We start from the raw sequence: 14,258 nt of genomic DNA on the forward strand, positions 1-14,258 counted from the left end.
ACCTAGAAGAACAGTTCCTGGATGCCGCTGAAGATCGCGTAGGCGAAGCCCGCGCTGAGCAAGAGCCCTGCCGCGCCGAAGACCGCTCCCACGATGATCAATACGCCATCGCGCTCGACGAGCCCGAGCCCGACGAGGCACACCGCGAGGCCGAGTGGGATCTGCCCGATGAAGGGCGCCGCGACGATCAGGCCCAGCGCCAGCACCAGGATGACAAGCCCGAGGATCGGAACGGCATAGGACCCGCCGAGCATGGTCAGGCGCGGCTTCGAGAAGCGCTCCAGCCATGTCAACGCGGGCAGCGCCCTCCCGATGGCGCGGCTGAGTTCCGGCTTTCCGATGCTGCGCTTCAGCAGCGCCTGCGGCAGCCATGGGATGCGGCGGCCCATCAGCATCTGCAAGGCCACGAAGGCGAGCACGAAACCGCAGACAAGCGGGATCGGCGGCGGCATCGGCAGGCAGTTCGGCAGGCCGAGGAGGACGACCAGCAGCGCATAGGCCCTGTCCTGCAGCGCGGCCATGATGGTCCCGACCGCGAGCCGCTCTCCGGGAAGGCCGGCGAGCGCCGTCAGAAGTCCGGAGGTGCGCAGGGACGATGACAAGGGAGCCAGATCGAGCCGAAACAGGAGCGCCCGCCTAGCACGCCCGGACAGCTACCAACAAGCGCGCCCGGCGCAGGCGTAAGATGTCCGGGGCTCGGGACCGGCGCCCCGCGGCAGTCGCGGCGGGAGCCAGACCTCAGTGCAGCGTCAGCACACCGTTCAGGCTGCGGATTTCCGCCGGGCGGATCAGCCGCGAATGGGCGACCGTCACGGAATGAAGCGGCCCGTCGAGCTCCCGCTTCCAGAACTCCAGGAAATCGTGCAGCACCGGAAAGCGTGGCGCCAGGTCGTATTGCTGCCAGATATAGGTCTGCAGGACGCTGAGGTGATCCGGCATCCGGTACAGGATTGTCGCCGTGGTCAGCCCGTAGCCCTCCAGCTGCTTGATGAAGTCTGTCGAGACCATCGAAACCTCCTCTCCCGTCACGGAATGAAAGCTTTGCCGGATATGCTGAGGCTGCTCCTGCTTGGTTAACGAAAGCTTGCAAGTCTAACGCCAAACTGCTGAAATCCCAAGACATGTCGGGGCCTGCGGGCTCGTTGGCATGGCCGGCGCTGGGGGGCGTGCGTGGCGTATGGGTGGAGAAGGTCCGGTCTGGCCGGGCTGGCGATGGTCGTCGCCGCCGCTCACTCCCCCATGGCTTTGGCCGAAGAGGCGGAGGAAACCGAGCCCTCCCCTATCTCCATGGTCATCTTCGGCTCGATGGAGGCCGGGCCGACGAAGAGCTTCGCGGCCGTCGGCATGAAGCGCGCCATCGGCGGTGGGTTGGCTCAAAGCGGCTTCCGGCTGCTCCTGAAGGCGGGTGGCTCGCGCGAGGATACGCGCGTGCACAAGCCGCACGGCACCACGTACAAGGCCGAGAGCCAGTCCATGCTCGGCTATGAGTGGCGCATCGGCGACACCTTCCTTGCGGTCTACGCAGGTTCCGATGCCGAAAGCGAGCAGCGGATCGGGCCCTTCTGCTCATGTGTGTCGACGCGCTACGGCGCACGCCTCCAGGGCGATCTCTGGATGACGCCGGCCGAGGGCATGATGCTCCAGGCCAGCGCTTACGCCTCCTCGATCAACGGCCGGCTCTGGGGTCGCGTCGCGCACGGCTGGCAGACGCCGATGGGTTTCTATCTCGGGCCGGAGCTGGAGGCCTATCGCGAGCGCGACTACAGCAAGCTCCGGCTCGGCCTGCATCTCACAGGCCTGCGCCTGCTCGGCGTCGAATGGCGTCTTTCCGGCGGCTGGCAGACGACGAGCGACCGCCCGTCAGAGGCTTACGGCACGCTCGGCCTACACTGGCTTCGCTGACGCGTGTCCCCGCATCGCCGTTGCGAGCGCAGCGAAGCAATCCAGGAGGCCTGGGCCGCACCGCTCGCCCGGTCCTCCTGGATTGCTTCGTCGCTTCGCTCCTCGCAATGACGCTGGAGAGCGCCCTGATCCGCCTACCCCTGCAGCGCCTTGAGCGCTTCCGGCGTATCGACGTCGATGGCGATCGAGGGATCCTCGAAGGACACCTCGACGACGCGCTCACCGGCCTCGTCGAGCAGGCGGCGCGCGCCGCGGTCGCCCGTCAGCAGCGAAACGGCCGGGAATATCTCCCGCGCCAGCAGAACCGGATTGCCGCGCTGGCCGAACAATGTCGGCACGACGGCAAGCATTTCCGGCTGACGCTTCAAAGCCTCGACGAGCCCACCGATCACCTTTGGAGTCACATTCGGCATGTCGCCGAGCGAGACCACGGCGCCAGGCGCATCCGGCGGCAAAGAGGCGACGCCCACCTTGAGCGAACCGGCAAGCCCCGACGCATAATCGGGGTTGTGAACGATCCTGACCGGCAACTCCGCCAGCGCCGCCTCGACGGCCGCCCGCTCGTGGCCCGTGACGACGATGACGGGGAAGAGTCCGGCTTCCAGCTGCGCCTCGACGGCATGGCGCAGGATCGGCTTGCCGCGCAGCGGCTGGGTGAGCTTGTTGCGCGCGCCCATCCGCGTCGATTGCCCGGCGGCCAGCACGATGCCGGCGACCGCCCCGCTACCCTCATGCCCCGGCGTGCGCGGTTGCGGTCGGGAAACGATCTCCATCAGCAGCCCACCGACGCCCATGCGCTGGACATCGGCCTTGCCGACCGGGATGCGGGCGAGGCTGCGCTGCAGCACCCAGTCGAAACTGTTCTCCTTGGGCGAACGGGCGCAGCCCGGTGCACCGATCACCGGCCTGCCCCCAAGCCGTCCGAGCATCAGGAGATTGCCCGGATCCACCGGCATGCCGAGATGCTCGACCGTGCCGCCGGCCTCCACCAGCGCCTGCGGGATGACGTCGCGCCGGTCGGTAATGGCGGAAGCGCCGAAGACGACGATGATGTCGGCCTCCGCCTTCGCCTCGGCGGCGATCGCCGCCGCGAGCGGCTCCGGCTCGTGCGGCACGCGCCGGTCGGAAGAGAGAACCGCCTCGGCCGGCGCCAGCCGCTCCTCCATGATGCGCAACGTCTTGTCGACCACGCTCGGCTTCAGCCCCGGCAGCAGCGTCGAGATCACGGCCACTCGCGAGGGCTTGTAGGGCGCGACCGCGATCGGCGAGTCCGGTCCGAGTGCTGCGAGCGCCTCGGCGACCTGCGCCGCCGGCACCGCATAGGGGATGATCTTGACCGTGGCGACGAGTTCGCCCGCCACCACCGCCTTGAGTGCTGGCAGCGTCGCGACCGTGATCGCCTCGTCGATCGCGTTGAAGGCGTCGATCGCCGCCACGTCGACCTTCAGGACGCCCGCAGCGGTCGAAAAGAGATTGACCCGGCCGGTGAAGGGCACCTCGGCCCTGATCGCCTCTCCGGTCATCCGGGCGGCGAGCTGCTTCGCCGCCTCGTTCTCACCGATATCGTCCGGCTCGAGCCGAACCGCGACGATCTCGGTGATGCCGGCCGCTTTCAGCCCGGCGGCGAGTTCAGCCGTCACGGTCGCGCCCTTCTTCACGATAGTCGCACCGGCGCGGATGCTGTGCGCCGCGATGCAACCCACCGCCTCGGTGATGGCGACCGGTCCGAACTTCATGGTCGCCTCAGGCCGGCTTGCGGCGCGGGCCGCGCAGCGTGTTGACGATCTCGGCGAGGATCGACAGTGCGATCTCGGCCGGCGAGACGGCGCCGATGTCGAGGCCGATGGGCGCGTGGATGCGCGCGATGGCCTCTTCATCGAAGCCCGCCGCCGTCAGCCGCTCGACACGCTTCGCATGCGTCTTCCGGCTGCCGAGCGCGCCGATATAGAAGCAGTTCGAGCGCAGCGCCGCATCGAGCCCAGGATCGTCGATCTTCGGATCATGCGTCAGTGCGACGAAGGCGGTGTAGCCGTCGAGGCCGATGCGCGGGATCACCTCCTCCGGCCATTCCGGCAGCAGCGTCACCTCCGGGAAGCGCTCCGGCGTGGCGAAGGCGGTGCGCGGATCGATGATGACAAGGTCGAGATCGAGCGTCTTCGCCATCGGCGCCATCGCCTGCGAGATATGCACCGCGCCGGTCACGACCACGCGCGGATGCGGCGCCTGCACCGTCAGGAACCAGGCTTGGCCCGCCGCCTCGACCATGCCGCTCTTGCCCATGCGGAGCTGCTTTTCGAGCAGTTCCGACAGCGGATCGGCGGTGATGTCCTGCTGCTTCACGAGGCGCTGCGTACCGGCGGCGATATCCGTCACCAGCACGGTCGCCCGCCGGGCCTCGCGCTCGGCGTTGAGCGTCGCGAGAACGGAAAGATCCATAGCGGTCAGCCCTTGTCGGTCGCGAGCTTGAGGCCGAGCCCGATCATCAGCGAGCCGCCAAGCCAGCGGCCGAAGGCGAAGCTCGCGCCCCTCTTCTTCATCGCGCCGACGATGGCGGAGGCGCCGAGCACCGTGATGAGATCGGCCGAGGAGAACACGAAGTTCACGATGGTACCGAGGATCAGGAACTGCGCCCAGACCGGCAGCGACGCCGCTGGATCAACGAACTGCGGCAGCAGCGCGATGAAGAACAACGCGACCTTCGGATTCAGCACCTCGACGATGAAGGAATCGACCAGCGCGCGCTTCACCGTCTTGTGCGGCGCAAGCGGCTGATCGGTCGTGACCATGCGCGAGCGGATCATGCCGATGCCGATCCAGATCAGGTAGAGCGAGCCGGCGATCTTCACCGCCATATAGAGCTCCGGCACATGCTTGAACACGGCCGAAAGGCCGAAAGCCGCGGCGAAGACATGCAGATAGCAGCCGAGATGGATGCCGAGCATGGCCATCAGCCCGGCCTTGCGGCCATGGCTGATCGTCTGGGCGGCAGTGTAGAGCAGCGCAGGCCCCGGAAAATAAGCAACGAGCATCGTGACCGTCGCGAAAGCGACAAGCGTCTCCCAGGAGGGCATGTCAGCTCACCTTCTCCACATAGACCTTGATCCGCCCGCCGCAGGAAAGCCCAACCTTCCAGGCCGTCTCGTCGGCGACGCCAAATTCGAGCATGCGCGCCTTGCCGTCGGCGATCACGTCGGCGGCCTCCGTCACGACCGCGCCCTCGACGCAGCCGCCCGAGACCGAGCCGACGAAATTGCCATCCGCATCGATGACGAGATGAGAGCCGACCGGGCGCGGCGCCGAGCCCCAGGTCTCGACCACCGTCGCGACCGCGACCTGCCGCCCGGAGCGGCTCCACTCCTCGGCCGCACGCAGGATGTCGGTGTCCGTGCTGATCATGGTCGAAGCTCCGCTTGCTAATGGATGATAGCCGTCATTGCGAGCGGAGCGAAGCAATCCAGGGGGCTGGGCGGAAGTATCCAACCCAGCCCCCTGGATTGCTGCGCTCCTCGCAATGACGATCACCGCTGTTGCTGGCGGTAAACATCATGCCTCAACCCGCCTTCTTCAACCACAGGCGCGGATCGCTCTCCCGCCCTGCGTCGTGCGAAAGGGCGGCGCAGAGATCGGTCATCGCCGCGAGGTTGTGGATCGGGCGGAAGCTGTCGACATGCGGCAGCATCGCCTTGATCCCGCTGGCGCGCGCCGCGAAGGCGTCGTAGCGCAAAAGCGGATTGAGCCAGACGAGCTTGCGGCAGGAGCGCTGGAGACGGTCCATCTCGAAACCGAGGCTGTCGTCGAGATGCCGCTCCAGCCCGTCGGTGAAGAGCAGCACAACCGCCCCGCCCGGCAGCACCCGGCGCGACCAGACACGGTTGAACTCGTGCAGTGCCGTCGAGATCCGCGTGCCACCCTCCCAGTCCGGCGCAGCCTTGCCGGCGAGCGCGAGCGCCTCGTCCGGATCGCGCGCCTTCAGCATGCGCGAGACATTCGTGAGCCGCGTGCCGAAGACGAAGGAATGCACGCGGCGCCGCCTCTCGGTCAGCGCATGCAGGAAATGCAGGAAGATGCGCGAATATTCCGCCATCGAGCCCGAAATATCGACGAGCGCGACGATCGGCGGATGCACCTCGCGCCGCTCGCGGAAGGCGAGGTCGATCGAGCCGCCCCCACCCCTGAGCGAACGGCGGAAGGTGCGGCGCGGATCGATGCGCAGGCCCCGCGTCGCAGCGATGAAACGCCGCGTCGGAACGCTGTCGTCCGGCAGTCGCAGCTCCGCGATGAGCTGCTTGGCGCGGGCGATCTCTGTCGCCGTCATCTGGGCAAAGTCGCGCGATTGCAGCGTCTCGCGGTCGGAAACCGTGAGACGCGCGGTCAGCTCCGTGAGCTCGGCCGGAGGCTCCTCCTCGCGCGGAGGCGGCTGGAAGGCCTCCGCGACGCGCAGCGCCCCAGCCTCGGCCTTCTCAGGCTGGCTGTCGGCGCCGGGCGAGACCGGCGACATCTGCGCCATGATCTTCTCGATCAGGTTGCGCCGGCGCCAGAACAGCCGGAAGGCCTGATCATAGACCGCGCTGTCCTCATGCTTCTTCACGAAGATCGCATGCAGCGCCCAATAGATGTCGTCGCGCCCGCCGAGCGCCCCTTCGGCAAGAGCCTCGACCGCCTCGACCACCGCGCCCGGCCCCACGGGCAGCCCCGCCGCGCGCAGGGCGCGCGCGAAATAGGCGACGTTCTCGGCGAGCTTGCCGGTCACGCTCCGGCCGTATCGGTCATGAAGACCTTCTGCACGATCTGCCACTGGCTCTCGACTTTCAGGAACGAGAGCAGATCGGTGAAGTAGCGCGGCGGCATCTGGCATTTGACCTTCACCAGAGCCAGCGTCGGCCCGACCAGGTCGATGGTCAGGATATGATCCTCCCGCGCCATCCCGGCCGCCTTCGGCGACGGCCGGTTGCGCACAGCGTCCAGCCATTGCTCGCGCGGCACGATCTGGATCAGGCCGTCGTCCTTGACCGTGGTCAGCGCGCTGGTCGGATGGAAGGCGTGAGCCAGCTTGGCGACGTCGCCCTCATAGAGCCCGTCAAGATAGGTGCGCGTCACGGCCTCGATGGCCTTGATGTCGTTGTTCATCGCTCGATCGTCCTGTTCCCGGGTCATTTAGGCACGGCCCTCGAGCCGCCCGCCTTATGACCTATCGTCAGAGTCTGGTGTCCGCCTTGATCTGCTCCAAAAGCTCCCGCACCTTCGAGCCCTGCATCGCCTGGATGTCGTCCTGATATTTGAGCAGCGCGCCCAGCGTATCGGAGACGATGGCCGGGTCGAGCGCCACGGCGTCGAGCTCGACCAGCGCCGTCGCCCAGTCGAGCGTCTCGGCCACGCCCGGCGCCTTGAACAGCTCCTCCTTGCGGATCGCCTGCACGAAGCCAACGACCTGCTTTGAGAGCTTGGCCGGCGCATCCGGCACCTTGGCCTTCAGGATGGCGAGTTCGCGCGGCGCGTCGGGATAGCCGACCCAATGATAGAGGCAGCGCCGCTTCAGCGCGTCGTGAATCTCGCGCGTGCGGTTCGAGGTCAGGATCACGATCGGCGGCTCAGCCGCCTTGATCGTCCCAAGCTCGGGAATCGTCACCTGCGCATCGGCCAGCACTTCGAGCAGGAAGGCCTCGAAGGCCTCATCCGTACGGTCGAGCTCGTCGATCAGCAGGATCGGCGCCCCGCCCTCCTGCGGCTCCAGCGCCTGCAGAAGCGGCCGCTTCACCAGATATTTCTCGGAGAAGATGCCGGCTTCCAGCCGCTCGCGGTCTGCCGCGGCCCCGCCCGCCTCGGCGAGGCGGATCGCCATCATCTGCCCGGCATAGTTCCATTCGTAGACGGCCGAGGAGAGATCGAGCCCCTCATAGCATTGCAGCCGGATCAGCCGCCGCCCGAGGCCTGCCGCCAGCACCTTGGCGATCTCGGTCTTGCCGGTGCCGGCCTCGCCCTCCAGCAGCAGCGGCCGCTTCATCCTGAGCGCCAGGAAGAGCACCGTCGCCAGCGCGCGGTCGGAGACATAACCCTGCGCCTGCAGCAGGGCGAGCGTGGCGTCGATGGAGGTCGGAACGGGAGAGGACATCAGGACACACGTCATGCCCGGGCTTGACTCGGGCATCTCTTGGGAATGAGCCATGAGCTAGGCGTGGAAGAGATGGCCGGGTCAAGCCCGGCCATGACGTCCCTTCCATGCGCCGGAGACTTACTTCCCGGTCGCCTGCGCGACGGCCTGCCTGGTCATCACGCCGATCAGATGGGCGCGATATTCCGGGTCGGCATGGATGTCGCCGTTGATGCCCTTCGAGCCATGCTTGAAGCCTTCGAGCGACTTCGGCGAGAAGCGGACCTTGAGCGCAGCCTCGGCCTCCGGCCAGCGGAACACGCCGCCCTCGCCTGCCCCGGTCACCGCGACGCGGACTTCCGATCCGCGCTTGGCGACGAAGACGCCGACCATCGCATAGCGCGAGGCCGGGTTGCGGAACTTGGCGTAACCCGCCTTGGAGACCAGCGGGAAGGAGACCTTGGTGACGATCTCGCCCTCCTCCAGCGCCGTCTCGTAGAGCCCGGTGAAGAACTCTTCCGCCGTGAGCTTGCGCTTGTTGGTGATGACGGTGGCCCCCAACGCCAGCAGCGCCGCGGGATAGTCCGCCGCCGGGTCGTTGTTCGCGACCGAGCCGCCGATCGTGCCGCGATGGCGCACATGCGGATCGCCGATATGGCTGGCGAGATAGGCGAGCGCCGGGATCGCCGCCTGGACCACGGCGGAATCGGCGACCTCGGCATGGGTCGTCATCGCGCCGATGACGATGTTGCGGCCCTTTGCGGCGATGCCCTTGAGATCGGCGCAGGCGCCGAGATCGACGAGCGCGGTAGGCGAGGCCAGCCGCTGCTTCATCGTCGGCAGCAGGGTGTGGCCGCCGGCGAGCAGCTTGGCGTCCTCCTTCTTGGCGAGCAGCGTCACCGCCTGCCGGGCGCTCGTGGGCTTGTGATAGGTGAAGGCGTACATGTGCTCTTCCTTTCAGCTCACTCTGCCGCCATGCGGCTGATCGACTTCTGCGCCGCGCGCCACACCGCCTGCGGCGTGGCCGGCATCGCGATGTCCTCATGGCCGAGCGCGTCGGTGATGGCGTTGATGACGGCGGGCGGCGAGGCGATGGCGCCGGCCTCCCCGCAGCCCTTGATGCCAAGCGGGTTCGACGGGCAGGGCGTCACCGTCATGCCGACATCGAAGGATGGCAGATCGTCCGCGCGCGGCATGGTGTAGTCCATGAAGCTCGCGGTCACGAGCTGCCCATCGCCATTGTAGCGCGCGCCTTCCAGCAGCGCCTGGCCGACGCCCTGGGCGATACCGCCATGGACCTGCCCCTCGACGATCATCGGGTTGATGACGACGCCGAAATCATCCACCGCCGCCCAGCGTTCGATCGAGGTCACACCGGTCTGCGGGTCGATCTCAAGTTCACAGATATGGACGCCGGCCGGGAAGGTGAAGTTGGTCGGGTCATAGAACGCCCCCTCCTTCAACCCCGGCTCCAGCTCCTGCCCGTTGAACTTGTGGGCGACATAGGCCTGCAGCGCGCAGGAGCCGAAATCGAGCTTCCGGTCCGTGCCCTTCACCGTGAAATTGCCGTCGGAGAAATCGATATCGGCCTCGTCGGCCTCCAGCACATAGGCCGCGACCTTCTTGCCCTTGGCGATCACCTTGTCGATCGCCTTGTAGATCGCCGACATGCCCACCGCGCCGGAGCGCGAGCCATAGGTGCCCATGCCCATCTGCACCTTGTCGGTGTCGCCATGGATGATCGAGACATTGTCGATCGGGATGCCGAGCCGGTCCGAGACGAGCTGGGCGAAGGTGGTTTCATGGCCCTGCCCGTGGCTGTGCGAGCCGGTCAGCACCTCGACGGTGCCAATCGGATTGACCCGCACCTCTGCCGATTCCCACAGGCCGACGCCCGCGCCGAGCGAACCCACCGCCGCCGAAGGGGCGATGCCGCAGGCCTCGATATAGGAGGAGAACCCGATGCCGCGCAGCTTGCCGGCCCGCGCGGAGTCGCGCTTGCGCTTGCCGAAGCCCTTGTAGTCGATGATCTCCAGCGCCTTCTTCATGGAAGCGGCATAGTTGCCGGTGTCATAGGCCATGATGACCGGCGTCTGGTGCGGGAATTTCCGGATGTAGTTCTGCAGCCGGAACTTGGCGGGGTCCTTGCCGAGCTGCCGGGCCGTGACCTCGATCAGCCGCTCGACCACGAACGTAGCCTCCGGCCGGCCCGCGCCGCGATAGGCATCGACCGGCGCGGTGTTGGTGTAGACCGCGTCGACCTCGCAATAGATCGCCGGGATGTCGTACTGGCCGGAGAGCAGCGGCGCGTAGAGATAGGTCGGCACCGACGAGGAGAAGGTCGACAGATAGGCGCCGAGATTGGCGGTGGTGTGGACCTTGAGCCCAAGGATCTTGCCCTCGGCGTCGGTCGCGAGTTCGGCATGGGTGACATGGTCGCGGCCATGCGCGTCGGACAGGAAGGCCTCGGTGCGGTCCGCGGTCCATTTCACCGGCCGCCCGACCTTCTTCGCCGCCCAGACGCAGACCGTCTCCTCTGCATAGATGAAGATCTTGGAGCCGAAGCCGCCGCCGACATCAGGCGCGATCACCCTGAGCTTGTTCTCCGGCGCGATGCCGATGAAAGCCGAGAGCACGAGCCGCGCCACATGCGGGTTCTGGCTCGTGGTGAAGAGCGTGAAGACGCCCTCGCCCGCATCGTAGTCGCCGACCGCGGCGCGCGGCTCCATCGCGTTGGGCACGAGCCGGTTGTTGACGAGGTCGAGTTTCGTGATGTGCTTGGCCGCCTTGAACGCCTTCTCGGTCGCGTCCTTGTCACCCAGATGCCAGTTGAACACCGTATTGTCCGGCGCCTCGTCATGGACGACGGTCTTGGCACCTGCGGCCGTGCCCGTGTCGACCACGGCCGGCAGTTCCTGGTAGTCGACGACGATCGCCTCGGCCGCATCCTTCGCCTGCGCCAGCGTCTCGGCCACGACGACGGCGACATGGTCGCCGACATAGCGCACCTTGCCCTGCGCCAGCGCCGGATGCGGGCCGGCGCGCATCGGCGAGCCGTCCTTGTTGTGGATCATCCAGCCGCAGATCAGCCCGCCGATCTTGTCGGTGGCGAGATCGGCCCCCGTGAAGACGCCGAGCACGCCCGGCATGGCGGCGGCGGCCTTTGTATCGACCGATTTGAGCGTTGCATGCGCATGGGGCGAGCGCAGGAAATAGGCGTGGGCCTGCCCCGGACGATTCACGTCGTCGGTGTAGCGACCCTGCCCCGTGATGAAACGATGATCTTCCTTGCGGCGGACTGCGGCGCCGATTCCGGTTGCGGACATGATGTTCCTCCCTCGCACGGCGCCTCTGGCGGGCGCCTCACTGCATGGAACCTGGTTCGAAAAGCTGCTCAGGCACGCGGGATTCGCGGCCTCACTCGGCCGCGTGGCGAGGAGGCTCGCGGTCCTTCAGAGAGCCGCCGGCCATGGCCTCGGCGCCGGCCGCGATCGCCTTGACGATGTTGTGGTAGCCCGTGCAGCGGCAGATATTGCCGTCGAGATCCTCGCGGATCGTCTTCTCGTCGAGTTCGTAGCCGCGCCGGTTCACCATATCGACGGCCGACATGATCATGCCCGGTGTGCAGAAGCCGCATTGCAGGCCGTGATGCTCGCGGAAGGCCTCCTGCATCGGGTGCAGCTTGCCGTCCTGGGCCAGCCCCTCGATGGTGGTGACGTTGGCGCCGTCCACCGAGACGGCGAGCAGCGTACAGGCCTTCACCGCCTTGCCGTCGAGATGGACGAGGCAGGCGCCGCACTGGCTGGTGTCGCAGCCGACATGCGTGCCGGTCAGTCGGAGATTCTCTCGCAGGAACTGCACCAGAAGGGTGCGCGGATCGATATTGGCGGTGACGGCTTTGCCGTTCACTGTCAGCGAAACAGTGGTCATGAGCACATCTCCTGTGACCCGTCTCCATCCCCCCGTCCGCCCTCCCTGGGTTTCGGCCGGGTCGAGCCCTTTCGGAATGCGCCGCCCCATCGGGCAGCCCTTCCTTGGAAAAGCTCAAAATCGAATGTGGACCCGCAGTTTTGCGGGGTCAAGCTAGAGACGGCGGGATGAGACCGGCCGTTTGGCGTTGTTTCTGGCCGATTTCGCCGCATCGGCGACCCGATTGGTGCCGAGAAGGCCGTGCCGGGGTCCCGTTGCCGGAATTTTAACAGAGCTGCCCTAGAGTCATCCGGCTCGACAGAGCGCTTTTGTCGGCGCGGAGGCCGGTCGTTGACGTCGATTCCCGATCAGGTCGAGCGACGCCTGCGCTCGACAGGTTACGGCGCGCGGGAGCGCAGCGCGCTGCGGTCCTATCGCATTGATGTCAATCTCGTCATCAAGGACATCGTCGCCGAGTCATTCGCTTACGGGCGCCAGATCCATACTGGATTGAAGGACCAGCTTGCGTCGCTGACAGATGAACTGCGCGAAGCGACCGAACAGCATTTCAGATTGATCTTCGAGGGAGATTTCGACGAGCCATACGTCAAGTCGATGGAGCGGGTGTGTACGCTGGAGCGCTTGGTCAAGGTCGGCACGCGCTCCCGCGTTTCAATTGCGGCCGCCTTGTTCAGGGTCATCGCGACGAAATCCCGCTTGAGTTCTCTTGTGTTCCGTCGCCGTTTCGCCAAGGACATGCAGATCGTCGAGCACGTGCTCGTCATGGACATCAATACCGCGATCACGCTGGACCAGGCGCTCGAGGCGGCCGAAGCGAGGCATCGCAGCGAAGCGTTCGACGCCGCCGCTCATATGCTGAAGTCGCGGATCGGCACGCTCGATTCGAGGATCAGCGGCGCCGTCGAGCAGTTCGTCTCCACCGCCGACGAGACCAGCCGCGCCACGCATTTCATCAAGGACACCGTCGGCAAGGTCGCCAACGCTTCGATCGTCGTGCGCGAAAAATCGGCGCAGACGGCCCAGGCCACGGAAGAAATGTCCGCCAACATCGCCGACATCGGCCAGCGTGCACGGCAGAGCCTGACGATCACGCATCAGGCCGTGCTCGATGCCGGGCAGATGAACGACGCAATCGTCAGGCTGCGCGAGGTGACCGGCAGCATCGGCAAGGTCGTCGGCATGATCGCGGATATCGCGGCGCAGACCAACCTGCTGGCGCTCAACGCCACGATCGAGGCCGCCCGCGCGGGTGAGGCCGGCCGTGGCTTCGCCGTCGTCGCGGCGGAGGTCAAATCGCTGGCGACGCAGACCGCCAGTGCCACGCAGGACATCGGCGGCCAGATCGCCGACCTCGCCGCCAGCACCGAGGCCTGTGGTGGCCATGCAACCGCCATCGCCGCGACCGTCGATGCCATCCGCCTCGATTCGGAGGCGATCTCGGAGGCCGTGATGCAGCAGAGCCGTGTCACGGCCATGATCGCTCACGATGCCGCCCTGGTGGCCGACTCCTCCGATGCAGCGATCGAAAGCGCCAACGCCGTCAACGACAGCCTGACCAGCACCCAGATGGCGCTCGAGCGGGCGAACGCAGCCGCTGCCGACATCGCCCTTCAGGTCGGCTCGGCCGAAGCCGCGGTCGGCAACGCCCTCGACGCGCTGCGCCGGGCGTCGTGAGCGCACTCAGCCCTTACTGACGGGCCGTTGCGAGCAGACGCGGCTCAGCCTTCGCTGACCGCTTTGGCGAAATTGGCGAAGAACTCGTCGGCGAGTTTCTTGGAGACCGAATCGATCAACCGCGCGCCGAGTTGCATCAGCTTGCCGCCGACCTGCGCCTCGACATCGTAGCGCAGCAGGGTCTGGCCGCCCTCGGCGTCACTCAGGGCCACCCTGGCCCCGCCCTTGGCGAAGCCCGCGATGCCACCCTCGCCCTCGCCCGAGATGCGATAGCCATTCGGCGGGTCGATTTCGCTGAGCTCGACCTTTCCCTTGAAGGTCGCCTTCACCGGGCCGAGCTTGACCTTAACGACCGCCGACAAATGCGTATCGTCGTCCTTGGTGAGCTGCTCGCAACCGGGGATGCAGGCCTTAAGCACCTCGGGGTCGTTCAGCTTGGCCCAGACCACTTCCTTGGCGGCCGGCAGCGTGGCCTCGCCCGTCATCGTCATCGCCATGGGCATCTCCCGCACTGAAGGGCCGCACGGCGCGGGTTGCAGCCGGCGCGGCTCGAAGGCTATCCAATTCCCTATCCATGATCGCAAAGCTTCCGCCGGCACAAGAGGGGAAGCGCCCCGGTCTCATGCGGCCGGCTATAGCATCGGACCGAAAAGTGGAATCCACT

General features: G+C 66.7%; 15 protein-coding genes. 2 read left to right on the forward strand and 13 right to left on the reverse strand.

What is annotated here, in order from left to right; all coding sequences use genetic code 11:
- Nucleotides 1–2: 2 nt before the first annotated feature.
- Both BoBH3_RS13195 and BoBH3_RS13200 read right to left on the reverse strand, forming a co-directional pair.
- A complete protein-coding gene (locus BoBH3_RS13195) occupies nt 3–602 on the reverse strand; it encodes an exopolysaccharide biosynthesis protein (RefSeq protein ID WP_262331280.1) in 600 nt (199 codons plus the stop codon).
- Nucleotides 603–738: 136 nt separating this feature from the next.
- Nucleotides 739–1,008 (reverse strand): usg protein, encoded by a 270-nt coding sequence (locus tag BoBH3_RS13200; RefSeq protein ID WP_262331281.1) that lies wholly within the window; start codon nt 1,006–1,008, stop codon nt 739–741.
- A gap of 231 nt (nt 1,009–1,239) precedes the next feature.
- On the opposite strand from BoBH3_RS13200, the gene bcsS reads away from it, so the two are divergent.
- Entirely contained in the window at nt 1,240–1,902 is a 663-nt protein-coding gene (bcsS, locus tag BoBH3_RS13205; protein WP_262331282.1) for a cellulose biosynthesis protein BcsS, read from the forward strand.
- 134 nt (nt 1,903–2,036) lie between these two features.
- Here bcsS and BoBH3_RS13210 read toward each other — a convergent pair whose 3' ends face one another.
- From BoBH3_RS13210 to BoBH3_RS13255, 10 genes are all read right to left on the reverse strand, one after another.
- On the reverse strand, nt 2,037–3,638 hold the full coding sequence (locus tag BoBH3_RS13210) for an NTP transferase domain-containing protein (protein WP_262331283.1): 1,602 nt from the start codon (nt 3,636–3,638) through the stop codon (nt 2,037–2,039).
- A 7-nt stretch (nt 3,639–3,645) separates the two neighbouring features.
- Nucleotides 3,646–4,338 (reverse strand): XdhC family protein, encoded by a 693-nt coding sequence (locus BoBH3_RS13215; RefSeq protein WP_262331284.1) that lies wholly within the window; start codon nt 4,336–4,338, stop codon nt 3,646–3,648.
- A gap of 5 nt (nt 4,339–4,343) precedes the next feature.
- On the reverse strand, nt 4,344–4,973 hold the full coding sequence (locus tag BoBH3_RS13220) for a LysE family translocator (RefSeq protein ID WP_262331285.1): 630 nt from the start codon (nt 4,971–4,973) through the stop codon (nt 4,344–4,346).
- A gap of 1 nt (nt 4,974) precedes the next feature.
- Nucleotides 4,975–5,298: an XdhC family protein gene (locus BoBH3_RS13225; RefSeq protein ID WP_262331286.1), complete on the reverse strand. Its 324-nt coding sequence runs from the start codon at nt 5,296–5,298 to the stop codon at nt 4,975–4,977.
- A 154-nt stretch (nt 5,299–5,452) separates the two neighbouring features.
- Nucleotides 5,453–6,652, reverse strand: a complete 1,200-nt coding sequence (locus BoBH3_RS13230) for a vWA domain-containing protein (RefSeq protein ID WP_262331287.1) — start codon at nt 6,650–6,652, stop codon at nt 5,453–5,455.
- Nucleotides 6,649–7,029 (reverse strand): nuclear transport factor 2 family protein, encoded by a 381-nt coding sequence (locus BoBH3_RS13235; RefSeq protein ID WP_262331288.1) that lies wholly within the window; start codon nt 7,027–7,029, stop codon nt 6,649–6,651. The genes BoBH3_RS13230 and BoBH3_RS13235 overlap by 4 nt, the downstream gene beginning before the upstream one ends.
- 67 nt (nt 7,030–7,096) lie before the next feature.
- Entirely contained in the window at nt 7,097–8,011 is a 915-nt protein-coding gene (locus BoBH3_RS13240) for an AAA family ATPase (protein ID WP_262331289.1), read from the reverse strand.
- 120 nt (nt 8,012–8,131) lie between these two features.
- A complete protein-coding gene (locus tag BoBH3_RS13245) occupies nt 8,132–8,935 on the reverse strand; it encodes an FAD binding domain-containing protein (protein ID WP_262331290.1) in 804 nt (267 codons plus the stop codon).
- A 17-nt stretch (nt 8,936–8,952) separates the two neighbouring features.
- Nucleotides 8,953–11,316: a xanthine dehydrogenase family protein molybdopterin-binding subunit gene (locus BoBH3_RS13250; RefSeq protein ID WP_262331291.1), complete on the reverse strand. Its 2,364-nt coding sequence runs from the start codon at nt 11,314–11,316 to the stop codon at nt 8,953–8,955.
- Between the two features lie 91 nt (nt 11,317–11,407).
- Nucleotides 11,408–11,920, reverse strand: a complete 513-nt coding sequence (locus BoBH3_RS13255) for a (2Fe-2S)-binding protein (RefSeq protein WP_262331292.1) — start codon at nt 11,918–11,920, stop codon at nt 11,408–11,410.
- Nucleotides 11,921–12,250: 330 nt separating this feature from the next.
- On the opposite strand from BoBH3_RS13255, the gene BoBH3_RS13260 reads away from it, so the two are divergent.
- Nucleotides 12,251–13,594: a methyl-accepting chemotaxis protein gene (locus tag BoBH3_RS13260; protein ID WP_262331293.1), complete on the forward strand. Its 1,344-nt coding sequence runs from the start codon at nt 12,251–12,253 to the stop codon at nt 13,592–13,594.
- Nucleotides 13,595–13,638: 44 nt separating this feature from the next.
- On the opposite strand, the gene BoBH3_RS13265 is transcribed toward BoBH3_RS13260, so the two are convergent.
- A complete protein-coding gene (locus BoBH3_RS13265; protein ID WP_262331294.1) occupies nt 13,639–14,091 on the reverse strand; it encodes a CoxG family protein in 453 nt (150 codons plus the stop codon).
- Nucleotides 14,092–14,258: the final 167 nt, after the last annotated feature.

Source organism: Allobosea sp. BH3, assembly GCF_025499465.1.
Classification (GTDB): domain Bacteria; phylum Pseudomonadota; class Alphaproteobacteria; order Rhizobiales; family Beijerinckiaceae; genus Allobosea.